Source organism: Spirosoma profusum (genome assembly GCF_014699005.1).
Lineage (GTDB): Bacteria > Bacteroidota > Bacteroidia > Cytophagales > Spirosomataceae > Spirosoma > Spirosoma profusum.
The window spans coordinates 140,108-152,834 of record NZ_JACWZY010000007.1 but is presented as its reverse complement, the minus strand read 5'-3'; the positions used below and the strand labels follow the sequence as shown (position 1 = coordinate 152,834).

Annotated in this window: 10 protein-coding genes; 4 read left to right on the top strand and 6 right to left on the bottom strand. The window is 47.8% G+C overall.

The window, feature by feature from the left end; translation table 11 throughout:
• Positions 1–16 precede the first annotated feature (16 nt).
• Positions 17–2,758, top strand: a complete 2,742-nt coding sequence (locus IC229_RS10815) for a S8 family serine peptidase (RefSeq protein WP_190886979.1) — start codon at positions 17–19, stop codon at positions 2,756–2,758.
• Between the two features lie 107 nt (positions 2,759–2,865).
• Here the strand turns inward: IC229_RS10815 and IC229_RS10810 are convergent, their stop codons facing one another.
• Together IC229_RS10810 and IC229_RS10805 are read right to left on the bottom strand one after the other, a co-directional pair.
• On the bottom strand, positions 2,866–4,470 hold the full coding sequence (locus IC229_RS10810; RefSeq protein ID WP_190886978.1) for a S8 family peptidase: 1,605 nt from the start codon (positions 4,468–4,470) through the stop codon (positions 2,866–2,868).
• 88 nt (positions 4,471–4,558) lie between these two features.
• Positions 4,559–5,671 (bottom strand): DUF3500 domain-containing protein, encoded by a 1,113-nt coding sequence (locus tag IC229_RS10805; protein WP_190886977.1) that lies wholly within the window; start codon positions 5,669–5,671, stop codon positions 4,559–4,561.
• Between the two features lie 171 nt (positions 5,672–5,842).
• Between IC229_RS10805 and IC229_RS10800 the strand changes: the two genes are divergently transcribed.
• Positions 5,843–6,946, top strand: coding sequence for an LBF_2804 family protein (locus tag IC229_RS10800; RefSeq protein ID WP_190886976.1), 1,104 nt, complete (start codon positions 5,843–5,845; stop codon positions 6,944–6,946).
• Between the two features lie 76 nt (positions 6,947–7,022).
• Here the strand turns inward: IC229_RS10800 and IC229_RS10795 are convergent, their stop codons facing one another.
• From IC229_RS10795 to mutY, 4 genes are all read right to left on the bottom strand, one after another.
• On the bottom strand, positions 7,023–8,048 hold the full coding sequence (locus IC229_RS10795) for a phytanoyl-CoA dioxygenase family protein (protein ID WP_190886975.1): 1,026 nt from the start codon (positions 8,046–8,048) through the stop codon (positions 7,023–7,025).
• Between the two features lie 93 nt (positions 8,049–8,141).
• On the bottom strand, positions 8,142–9,479 hold the full coding sequence (gene gldE / locus IC229_RS10790; protein WP_190886974.1) for a gliding motility-associated protein GldE: 1,338 nt from the start codon (positions 9,477–9,479) through the stop codon (positions 8,142–8,144).
• A 37-nt stretch (positions 9,480–9,516) separates the two neighbouring features.
• On the bottom strand, positions 9,517–10,020 hold the full coding sequence (locus tag IC229_RS10785; protein ID WP_190886973.1) for a single-stranded DNA-binding protein: 504 nt from the start codon (positions 10,018–10,020) through the stop codon (positions 9,517–9,519).
• A gap of 72 nt (positions 10,021–10,092) precedes the next feature.
• Positions 10,093–11,181 carry an A/G-specific adenine glycosylase gene (mutY, locus tag IC229_RS10780; protein ID WP_190886972.1) on the bottom strand — a complete coding sequence of 363 codons (1,089 nt, stop codon included), beginning with the start codon at positions 11,179–11,181 and terminating at the stop codon, positions 10,093–10,095.
• Between the two features lie 138 nt (positions 11,182–11,319).
• On the opposite strand from mutY, the gene IC229_RS10775 reads away from it, so the two are divergent.
• Both IC229_RS10775 and IC229_RS10770 read left to right on the top strand, forming a co-directional pair.
• A complete protein-coding gene (locus IC229_RS10775) occupies positions 11,320–11,619 on the top strand; it encodes an HU family DNA-binding protein (protein WP_190886971.1) in 300 nt (99 codons plus the stop codon).
• Positions 11,620–11,669: 50 nt separating this feature from the next.
• Complete coding sequence (locus IC229_RS10770) at positions 11,670–12,536, top strand: tetratricopeptide repeat protein (protein WP_190886970.1); 867 nt, start codon at positions 11,670–11,672, stop codon at positions 12,534–12,536.
• Positions 12,537–12,727: the final 191 nt, after the last annotated feature.

Genomic DNA, 12,727 nt, shown 5'->3' with positions numbered 1-12,727 from the left:
TCTTTTATTGTCCTGTATGAACGGCAGTATTTGTACGGTTCAGGCGCAGAATTTACGACAGAATCAGGCTCCAAACTGGCAAAAAGATCTCACGTTACGGTATAATCAGTTGCGAAAACAAACCCTTCAGCTGGCGCAACGTAACGGTTGGTTCCTCCGCAAAAACTATTCCAGACAACGCATTCTTCAACTTCAGGAAATCGACCCCTACGGGCAACCGATTTATTATACGTCGCACAATACCGAAGCAGCACGCGGTACGCATACGTTAGCTATGCATGGGCAGGGGTCGTTACCCATCGCGTTTTCGGGAAATTCTCCTGTTATGGCGGGTCGGCTGGGGCTTTGGGATGGGGGAAAAGTACTGACTACGCATCAGGAATTTACAGGAAGCAGCGCCCGGATTGCCCATAAGAACAGCGCGTCGATTCTGAACGATCACGCGACGCACCTGGCTGGTACGTTGGTAGCACAGGGAATTAATGCCGACGCACAAGGCATGGCTTTCGGGGCGAATCTATCTGTCTGGGATTATACCGACGATATCATTGAAATCAATTCGGCGGCTCCGGACTTACTGATTTCCAATCACGCGTATGGGCCGGTAGTTGGTTGGGTTTTCAACGAATCACGACCCGGCAACGACCCAAATCTGAAATGGGAATGGTGGGGAAATACGGCTATAAGCAGTACCGAAGATTACCTGTTTGGTTTCTACACGACCCGCACGCAGGACCTCGACCGGATTGCCTACAATAATCCGTTTCACCTGATGGTACGTTCGGCAGATAACAAACGGGGCGAAACTGGCCCGCCCGACGGAACGCCTTATTACCTCAAAAACACGGATACCCAGAGTAAACGAAGCCGGAGTAGAAACGATACGTATGATGTGATTCCCGCCGAAGCTACGGCCAAAAATGTGTTGACCATTGGAGCTGCAAACCTAACTTATGCAGATCCAAATCAGCCCATCCTGGAAGGTACAACCGGATTCAGCGGCTGGGGGCCAACGGATGATGGACGTATCAAACCGGATTTGCTGGGCGTTGGCTCTACCGTATTTTCGACCCTGGCAAGTAGTCAATCGGCTTACGGCGCTCTTTCGGGAACCTCAATGGCTTCTGCCAACGTAGCGGGCTCCTTATTTCTACTTCAGGAATTGTATGCCAAACAGCGGGCACCCGGATTACCTGCAACGGGACAGTTTATGCAGGCCGCTACGTTGAAAGGATTAGCTATCCATACAGCTTACCGCCAAAATCCCGCTTCCGGGCCCGATTATCGGCAGGGATGGGGTTTGCTCAATACCGAAGCGGCTGCCCGATTGTTGCTCAACGAAGAACTGGCGCATACGATTCAGGAAAAAGTCTTATCGACTGGCAATTCGTTCAGTCAAACAGTTGTGGCTCAAGGCTATGAACCATTAATCGTTACGCTCTGCTGGGCCGATCCTGAAGGGTCTGCAACACCCGTTACGGCAAATTCACTAAATAGCCGGATACCTAAACTGGTCAACGACCTCGATTTGCGGCTAAGCGATGGGATGTATGTCGATATGCCTTTCGTGATGGACCCAGAACGCCCGGATATGGCTGCGAGCCGGGGAAACAACGACCGGGATAATGTAGAGCAGGTATACATTGCGAATCCGATTCCGGGGAAAACCTACACGCTTACCGTGTCGCACAAGGGGAAATTAACCTATTCGAGCCAGCCTTTTTCGCTGATTACGAGCGGGTTGAAACGTAGCAAATGCGACCTTACGGCCAATATCTCGCCGAATCGGGATACTGTACTCTGTGATGGGTCTACCCTACCCCTGCAACTAGCAAATCCTTCCACCGACCTGCGTTACCAGTGGTTACGTAATGGCACTACGTTGGCCGATGGCACCAACAGTGATTATAGGGCGGTTCAGGAAGGTTCGTATACGCTACGTATCACCAATGAAAAAGGGTGTTCTGCTACATCGCAGCCCGTTCATATACAGGTTAAAAAACCGCTGGCGGCCGTTACGCCGACGGGAAATCAATGGCTTTGCGTCGGTCAGACGCCCGTTCAGTTGAAAGCTACTTCAGCCAACGGCGCGGCCATTGAATGGTTACGTAATAATGAATTGTTAATTACTGAACGAGCTGATACGCTGAGTGTTACCGAGCCAGGCCGCTACCAGATTCGGGTTACGGATGATGGCTGCCAGGCACTCTCGAATGAAACGGTAATGCAACCTTCTACGCTGGTCCAGCTCGAATTGCTTCCTCAGGAAACTGATTTGATTCTGCCACAGGGCGCGACTATTACGTTGAGAGCGCCTGTCGACACTACGTACCGTTATCAGTGGTATCGCGACAATCAGGCATTAGCTAATGCTCTCTCCAATCGGCTGGTCGTGGCGCAAGCGGGTGTTTATAAGGTGTTAATTAAACAACAATCCTGCGAAAGTTTTTCCAGCGAACGTATCGTGCAAACATCTGTTGTTACGGGCATGATACCAGAACCTACAGGCGCGTTTTCGATTTACCCGAATCCTGCCGACCATACGCTTTCGGTACGTTACGAGAATCCGTTGGCCAAACAGGTGCAATTACGAATTTATGATCTGAAAGGCGCCTTACAGCAACCCGTTGTAACTGTAAAAGCTCGAAACAGCCAGATTGATGAGACAGTATCGGTTCAGGGATTACCTTCCGGCAACTACGTCCTCCAACTAACCGACGATTCCAATACGTTCAGCCGACGTTTTGTTAAAAAATAACCCCGACTGCTACGTAGTGGTCGGGGTTATTTTTATCATGCTGACCGGTCCGCCGGTCAGCATGATAAAAACTCATTTTGTAGGATAATTTGATACGTTATAATCGCTTACTTCCCTTTACCCGAACCGGCTTCCAGTGATAGGGCCAGTTTTACGGCTTCGTACAGATTGACGATACCGCCCGTTTTCGACAGGACGGCAAAATCAACGCTATCGGTCGATTCTGGCCGTTGGACTTTAGTTGTATACGGCGTAGCCGATTGCAGAATAATCCGCTTGATATCGGCGTAGGTTAATTTTGGGAAATACGATTTCAGCACCGCAGCTACGCCAGCAACCACTGGCGACGCCATACTAGTACCGCTGTTGTTTTCATATTTACTACCTGGCACGGTCGAATAAATGTCTTTACCAGGAGCAAACACGTCCACGTTTTTCTTACCGTAGTTCGAGAAGCTGGCTATCAGTTCAGCATTGTTCGGCTCGGCGCTGGCGCCAACCGTAATGACGTTGGCAATTTCGGAACCATCCATAAACCGGGCCGCCGGATAACTGGCCGACGTATCGATATCTTTGCCATCGTTACCCGCTGCGTGAACCAGCAATACGCCTTTGGAAAGCGCGTAACGCTCGGCATCTTCAACCGCCTTACGCTGGGGTGAGTAATCTTTACCGAAACTCATATTGATGATCTGCGCTCCGTTGTCAACCGCGTAACGAATGGCGTTTGCTACGTCTTTATCACGCTCATCACCGTCGGGAACGGCCCGCACACCCATAATCTGTACGGCGTCCGAAATACCCATAATTCCCAGATTATTAGATCGGTCGCCACCAATTATGCCTGCTACGTGGGTGCCGTGATCAGGGCGGGGACCGGCAATATCAGGATTACCATAATCGCGCTGGTTGACATTATTTGGATCATCGCCAACGATGGAACGAGCGTCAAACTCAGGATTGTAGTTAAACTCAGCCCGCGACTTGAGTTGCCCGTTTGCCTTTTCCAGTTCGTTCATTACTACGTCCGTCGAACCCGCTTTCTGCTCACGTAGCAGACGTAGCACGCCCATCACTGGCCGTTTCAGAGCAGCATCTCTGAGGGTATCGGCTGCTTTACTCAACGTAGCCGTATCGAGCATCGTTACGTTCAGCGCTTTTTTAAGCATCGTTACTGCCGTGGTGAACTGTTCAGAGAATTGGCTAATACCCTGATATTGTGCTTTATATTGCGCCCGATTTTTCGAAACCTCGTCTTTTACCTTAACGTAGAGGTCGTACTCTTTTTGCTCGGCGGGCTTTAGTGTTTTGCGGTCTTTCCCTTCGTATTTCGGCTTCAACTGAACGTAAAGCCGGGTCACTTCAGCGGATTCTACGTCGACGTTACGTCCGTCTTTACCGCCAATAAAATTCCAGCCGTGGATATCATCGACGTAGCCGTTTTTGTCGTCGTCTATTTTATTACCCGGAATTTCTTTTGGGTTTATCCAGAGAATCCGTTTCAGGTCTTCGTGGGTGGTGTCGATACCGCCGTCAATTACTGCCACCACTACGGGAGTAGGTTTGCGGTCTTTAAGGAGTTCGCGGTAGGTTCGTTCAACGCTAATGCCTGCCGAATTATCAGTTTTATCGCGCAGATACCACTGCGCTTCCTGCGCCGAAGCTGCTACCGACAGCAACCCAACCGACGCACAGATAAGAAGTTTCTTCATGAATAAGTAACGAAAAATAAACCGTACAAGTTACAAAGAAGCCCTAGCTCATCGACTTAAAACTTGTTAAACGGCAACATGATCTTCTCTACGGTTTACTGTGATTGCTGTTCCGGTAATGTTCCAGCAGTAAATCCTCGCCGAAATCGTTTGTTAAATCCCGGACAACCGTATGGATATGATTAGCATTGGTTTGCGTGTTATCATATTCAATCAGAATCGTGGGGCCGTGGATGCGATAATACCAGCCTTTTCCCTCGCCTAACTCAGGCGTGAGATCACCCGCCCAGGCAAACCGGAGATTATCCAGGCCATCTTTTTCGAGCTTGTCCATCTGCTGCTTGGCCAGCGTAATGCGATAATTGGTCAGATAAACCTGCAATAAATCCATGAATAGTTTTTTCTGATCGGGCTTCATATCCGCCAGGCGTACACCCTCCATTTTTTCAATTGATGCTTTCCTTTTGTTGGTGGTGACGATATCAGGATAGGCTACTGCCGCTACAATAGCCTGTTTTCGCTGATCGGCGTCGAGCGTTTTGAGCAGCGCAAAGGCCCGTTCGGTTTCCTGCTTCAATATCTGCCGACCTTTCTGTGGAAGGGTTTTCACTCGTTCGTCAGACATACGTTTGTCGGCCATTTTGGGGTCATATTCCAGAATGGCCGGGTTGATACCAAAAAACGTAGGCGTCTGAGCGATGACTTTTCCTTCCTTCGACAAAAAATGGAGCGATAAATGGTGGCCTTCGATCCGCCAGCTCCAGGGGTCTTTAGCAGCCGGTTCGCCAAAAATGGTAAATGCAAAGTTATCGGGATCGCGATACGTATCGTTGGGTGGCCGATTATCGATGACACGCAGCACATTTTCCGTATCCATAATATCCATAACACGCTGGTATCCCTGGACACTGAGGCCCGTTTTGAGCAGTGTCAATGCGGCTTTCCGCTGTTCGGCTGACATTTGTTTTAAAGGTAGTCCCTTTCGCTCGCGGGGGACAAAATGCCAGTTGTACCGCTCTTCATCATTCAGTGGAAAAGTAGCCTGCTTGCGTTGTTCCGGCGAAAGTGTAGCAAGAAAGGTAGTTGCCGCTTCGAGCATTTCGTCTTTCAGACTCTGCTGAAGGGGTAACGTTTTGGGCGATGGAGCGATCTGGGCCAGGGCAGTGGTGGTCAGCAGCCAGCCGAAAAGGAGGTATTTCATAGAAAATCGGTTTTGCGCACCTGAAAAAGTAGAGCACTATATATATCTACCTGTAGACCAATAGGGTATAGCCAGAATCTTATGATACTTATAGCAGAATATATAGACCTTTCCCTAACAACAGAACCGATTTAGTAGTTAAGCCTGTAACCGTTATGTTTAATTATGATTATGTCTAATCGGCCCAATGGTACTGGACCTCTCGATTTTCTGGCGTTGCGCTACCTTCGTCAGGCGCTTGAGGTGGAACACCCGGTCGATGAACCGTACGTACTGAATCCTATTGAAAGTCGGGTTATTCGACGTACTAAAGTCATTACGTTAACCATAGCTGCCCTGCTAGGGATCATGGGCGTGCTGCTGCTGTATGGACCGCAATACCTATGGCCTAATTTATTCATTGATACTCCAGTTACGTTTCTCGGCACTACGTATGATATTCCGCTGGTCGCTACGTTATACGGCCTGCTGCTGGTTTATCTGGAAGTAAATCTGTTGATTGCCCTCAATTTGCGGAGTGTCAGTATTATTATGAAGGTGTGCCAGTTTCCGCGTGCACACGACGCTCAGTACGACCGTCACTTACAGGCGCTGGCCGATGCAGCTCTCGAAAAAACACATAAAGGTATTCTCCGCTTCGGCATCGACCCTTACCTAAATCTGCCGCGCTGGGGCCTTACGATATTTTTTCTGCTCAATATGGCAAAGGCTGCCCTGAGTAATCTGTTGTTGAAGTTCCTGGTAAAACGATTTCTGGGCCGTTTCGCACTACGTCAGGTAGTTGACCTGGCGGGCATGCCTATCTATGCCTTCTGGAATGCGTGGGCATCGTGGCAGGTATTGCACGAAGCGCAGGTGCGTATCATGGCACCAACTACAATCCGCGAGTTCGTTCATGAACTGTACGATGAGTGGGGAAAAAACATAGCGTTCCGACCGTTGATTCTGGAAGCCCTTCAATACGTTGCCATTCTGAAGCGTCAATATAATTACGCCCATTTCCTGCTCACCGAAACCCTGGTCGATCAATTCGATTTACGGACGAATACGCCGTTAACAGGTAATTTTCCAGAACAGGTTAAACAGGCCCCAGAGAACGTCCGCCGTAGCCTGGAACGCTTAATTGTTTTTGGCGTACTGATCGATGGCAAACTCTCCTGGCTCGAAAAACGACGACTCAATGAGTTGCGGAAAAAGAAACTCCTGACGTATTCAGCCGCCGACATTCAACGTATCGGGAAAGAGTATAATGAGGGGAAAGGGTTGTGGGTGTGATCTTGCAGAGGGGTTAGGGCATAGGGTGATAGTTGACGCCAACTTTTACCCTATGCCCTAACCCCTCTGCTAATTTCTACATCTTCTTCCCTTCGGCGAAAATATCTTCCTGATCGAGCATTTGAGGATTAACAAACACGTCGGCTTCGTTGATCGTACGGCGGATTGGCTCCGTATTTGGGCTTTGCCGGTGGTGCTTGAACGCGCTGTCAGACGAATAGTGACAAACGTAAGACTTGCGTGTTAATGCTTTGTTACGTATTTCGTCGCCCCCGTGAGCCAGAGCCGCATGCCAGAGCAATACGTCGCCTTTTTTGATAAGCAGTGTTTCCTTCTTTAGCCCCGCATTCTGACAGGTTTGGTCCAGGTATTTTGCGAAATCGTTCGGATTCAGCGTCGATTTATTGTTAAAGAAAATACCATTCCCAAAGTCGAATTTGCCGATGGTATGTGAACCTGGGTAGTAAAAAAGCGGTCCTGAATCAATATGAACGTCCTCAAGAGCGATCCAGGCAGCGGCCAGGTGACTCGGAATTTCGGATACTACGTAGGCAAAATCCTGGTGCGTTGCCTGCTGACTGCCGTATTTGAACAACAGACTCTGCATGGCAATCACTTTATCGTTGAATACGGCCTGAAGGAACGTTACAATATTTTTATGTAACATGATTTTCTTCCCGATCACCGAGTTTTCATGGAAATCCATGAATTTGATGTAAGGACCATTCAGCACCTTCTTCGGTACGTCTTTAATGGGCTGAACCGGCTTTGATTGGTATTCGGGCAAGTCGATTCGGATGAGCGTTTCATATTTTTCGTGATGGTCAATGAGTTCTTCTACTTCGTTCCAGAGTTGGTCGAGCCACTCTTTTTGAATCGACTGTTCCAGAATAACATAGCCGTTTTTCTTCCAGAACTTCATCTTTTCGGCCAAATCGTAGGAAAGTCCTTTGGCGGCTGGGTGCTGTTTTACAAAGGCGTCAATGTCAGCACCTTCTTTATCAATCCAGGGTAACGTAGCGTAATCGAATTCCTTGACGGTTTTTTCGGGCATCAGGGTCCGTTTGGCAACAGACTTTAGCTTATCAAATAAACTGCTCATGATTGGATGCTGGTTAATTCCCAAAAATAGCAGAAAATTAATTGACTCGTTATACCCAAAATTTGAAGCTTACTGAACGTACTAAACGGTTTCTTATACGTTTGCTACCGTTTTGTTACTAGTTACTTTCACTTCGTTAATACGTTTATCATCGGCCGATAAAACGTGGAAGGTGAACCCCCCATATGTCGTCTCTTCGTTGGTTTTGGGCAATCGATTGAATAACTCCAGCAGTAAGCCCCCAAGTGACTCGCTATCGCCCTGCGCCCCCTCAAACGTAGTGATGTCGACATTCAGCACTCGGCATACGTCAGTTAGCAGCATTTTCCCTTCAAATACTACAGTGCGGTCATCTTCGCGATGGTATCCGACGGACGTTTCATCGTCAAATTCGTCGTTTATATCGCCGAAAATTTCTTCGATAATATCTTCCAGCGTAACGAGCCCCCGCGTGCCACCGTATTCGTCAACGACAATAGCGATGTGCACCCGACGCTTCTGGAAATCCTGAAGTAAATCGTCTACTTTTTTATTTTCCGGAATAAAGTAAGCGGGACGTAGCAGTTCCTGCCAGCGGAACGTATCGTCCTGGTGAATATGTGGCAGTAAATCTTTTATGTATAAAATTCCGTCGACCTGGTCGAGTGATTCATGATAAACCGGCACCCGCGAGTAGCCCGATGCATTGATCTGAGCCATTAATTCGGCGAACGGCAGCTCGTTGTTAACTGCCGAAATATCGAGTCGGGTACGCATCACCTGACGTACCGTCAGATTACTAAAATTAACGATACCTTTCAGAATTTCCTTTTCCTCCAACGTAGCGTCGTTACCCGTTAGTTCAACGGCCTGACTTAACTCCTCAACCGATAATTTATAGCCGCGTCGATCAATACGTCGGTCAATCTGATTGCTTAATGAAACAAGCAACATCGCCAGTGGTCGAAAAACAAACAAACCCGCCTGCGCCAGTGTGGCCGTTCGGCGGGCTACCATTAAGTTATTCTGACTGGCATATACTTTTGGAATGATTTCGCCAAAAAGTACAATGGCAATGGCCGTAGTAAGCGTTACGCCAGCGAGCACCCAGCCCGAGCCCTGCGCCTGCGAGAATGCCCACGTCAGGTACGTAACAATTACGACTATAGCGATATTGAGGAGATTGTTGAAAATAACCAGCGAAGCCAGCAGACGTTTTGGCCGCTCCAGCAGATTGGCGATACGTCGGTCGTCGGTTTTGTGACTTTCGCGGCAAAAAGCCCGGTCGTCGGGCGAGAGCGAGAAGAAGGCGGCTTCAGATGCAGACACTAAACCAGCTAGTGTCAGGAGCAATAGAATCAGCGCCAGATAAGGTCCGTATAAATTAAAATAGGTGCCCCAGCTTTCTGTGGCTGGGAGCACCTGTCGAGGAAGAGGGTCACTAAGGTCCATGTATATCGAATCTCGTTCAACAACAGAGCGCTACAGGCTAGAACGGAAGGTCGTCATCACCAGCGTTGCTCTCAAAAGGAACCGGCTCCGGAGCCTTACGGGCGGCCGGTTGCTGGCGTGGCGTCGCAGGCGGTGGCGTAGGTGCAGATTGCACGGGAGCTGCCTGTTGACGGGGTGCTTCGTAAGGAACATCATCCTGGCGATCAGCGTTCGGACTACCTAATAATTGCATCGTACTAGCCCGCACACGTAGCGAAGTACGCTCTTTACCTTCTTTATCCGTCCAGACCTCAGTACGTAAACGACCTTCTACGTAAACAGAATTGCCTTTCTTTAAATATTTTTCAGCCACTTTTGCTTGTTCGTTCCACAACTCAACCCGGAACCATTCAGTCTGCTCAACTTTTTCGTTATTCCGGTTGGTAAATTTTTCCGTAGTGGCCACGTTGAACGTAGCAACAACGGCTCCACCATCCAGATACCGTACTTCAGGATCGGCACCTAAGTTACCGATTATAATCATCTTATTCAGACTTGCCATACTATTTGATTTGTTGGTTACGTAGGAAATGCGTAGTGTTTAAGAGGATTAAAGATACTGAAATTCGCCGTCTTATCCAAGCAGATCCCCAAAATAGTTTGTAATTATTACTGGCTTGGGAAGTTGACTTATTTCCTTATAAGTATACCAGTTTAAGCCTACAGGTAAACTATTCAAATCCCCTTCTGTTACGTCCATCAGATAGAACGTAGCGCGTATCCGCTGGTGCGAAAGCAGTTGGGTCAATGTAACGGGCGGTTCCACTAAAATGCTACGTTCTACCAGCTTTTCAACCGACTCGGGAAGCGGAATAGTACGTAGCAACGCCTTCGGCTCATCGGTTTCAACCAGACAAAAATCATGCAGATTCTGCCAGATATCTTTATCGGTACGTTCGCGCATAGCCATTTTCCCGTCGATCCGGAAAATAAAATAATTAAAAAACCGCTCTCGCACGGGTGCTTTTTTAGCTTTGACGGGCAACAGATGCTGACGCCCCGTCAGATAAGCCGCACATTGCTGTTGTAGCGGACAAAGCAGACAATCAGGAGAAACAGGCGTGCATTGAATAGCCCCAAACTCCATAATTGCCTGATTATACGTAGCAGGGTCGTGCGCCGATTGAATCAGCCGTGTAGCTAAAGCCGAAAACGTTTTTTTTGCACCGGTTGTCGTTATATCTTCTTCGATCCCAAAAACGCGCGCCAGTACCCGATATACATTTCCATCGACAACAGGCACACGCTCTCCAAAAGCAAATGAAGCAATAGCGGCTGCAGTATAAGCACCTACTCCTTTCATTTTCAGGAGTTCACTATACGTATCGGGGAACTTCCCATCCAGGTCTTTGGTTACATAGCGAGCTGTCTGATGCAAATTTCGAGCACGGGAATAATAACCTAACCCCTGCCAAAGCCGGAGCAATTCGCGTTCATCAGCGGCCGCCATATTGGCAACGGTCGGATAAGCTTCGACAAACCGTTCATAATAGGGTTTCCCCTGCGCGACACGGGTTTGCTGAAGGATAATTTCGGATAGCCAGATAAGATACGGATCACGGGTATGACGCCACGGTAAGTCTCGTTTATGGTATTCATACCAAGCCTCGAGGGTAGGCGCAAATGATACTTCGATCGTGTTAAAGTCTGATTGCCAATTCAAAATAAAAGAAGAAATTCTACCGTTCCCCTGAAAACGGGCGCATGAATGTTTTTAAATTTATAGGAAACCCCTACCTTTGTGCTCCCGTTTAGGACCCCAATTTTCAACATTGTAATAAACGTTAAAGTTTAAGAAGTCGTGACGAAAGCAGACGTAATTGCAGAAATTTCCGAAAAGACCGGAATTGACAAAGCAGAAGTAACAAACACGCTGGAAACTTTCTTTTCCGTAGTTAAAGACTCATTAGCCGAAGGCGAAAACATTTATGTTCGTGGTTTTGGCAGTTTTATTAACAAGAAAAGAGCCCAGAAAGTAGCTCGGAATATCTCGCAAAATACCGCTATGGTCATTGCGGAGCATTTTATTCCAAGCTTCAAGCCTGCTAAAGTCTTTGTTGAGCAGGTTAAATCCAGCGAAAAGACTAAAGTAACGGCGTAAGACGTCCTATTGTCGGAGACTCGGACGTTTAGCAAGGTGATGCTCGTATCATGAATAAATCAGTGCTGTTTGTTATCATATTGGCTGCTGCCCTTACAGTAGGGTTGTACTCTCTGCCGAAAGTGGTGGTACGAAATGAAAACAAACAACTCAGCGAGCACACTACGTCAAACGCTTCGTCTCAGCATAGAACAGGTGCAGGAAAAGAAGCCGCTCCAGCAGAATCATCTGCCGGAGCGGCTATGCACGAAAAACCGCTATCAGCAGCGCAGCAGGATCGATTGTCAGCGTTGCGGGCACAGTTTTTTTCGGCTTCTGTAGCAGAAAAAGCAGCGAGCAGCGAAAAAATAATTGCGTTTTTCAGGGAGGTCACCCGCTATGATAGTGCAGCGTACTACGCAGAACTACTAGCAACGGATCAACCAACTGAGCAACACTTGCTTCGAGCAGGTGATCATTATTTTGAAGCCTTTACGTTCGCAATGGATGATAAAAAAACGGCTTCTTTAGGTCAGAAAACTCGCGATTTCTACCAGCAAGCGCTTGCTAAAAACCCGAATTTGCTGTCGGCAAAAGCCAATATGGCCATGACTTATGTCAATACCGACACACCTATGCAGGGTATTATGCTGCTGCGTGAAGTGATTAAACAAGACCCAACTAATGAACTGGCTTTGTTTAATCTTGGTTTATTGTCGATGCGGTCGAACCAATACGAACGCGCAATTGAGCGGTTCCGGCAAATTCTGGTTAGTAATCCAGCCAGCCGAAAAGCGCAGTTTTATCTGGGTATCAGTTTAGCAGAAGCTGGTCAGAAAGCAGAAGCTCGTCAGGTACTGGAACAGGTAAAAAAACAGGAAAAAGACCCGCAGATTCTTGCCGCTATCCGCGAGTATGAAGAGCGGTTAAAAAATTGAGTTATACAGTTTTATAGTTGTAGAGTTACCTAATTTGTTCGTTCGGATTGACTTTATAACCTTACAACTTTACAACTCTTCAATTTTATAATATTTTTAGGGCTTTGTCGATTGGCTGGCCGACATGTATTTCAACCATTAAAACATTTTTTGACTATGCCTTGCGGAAAGAAACGGAAACGGCACAAGAT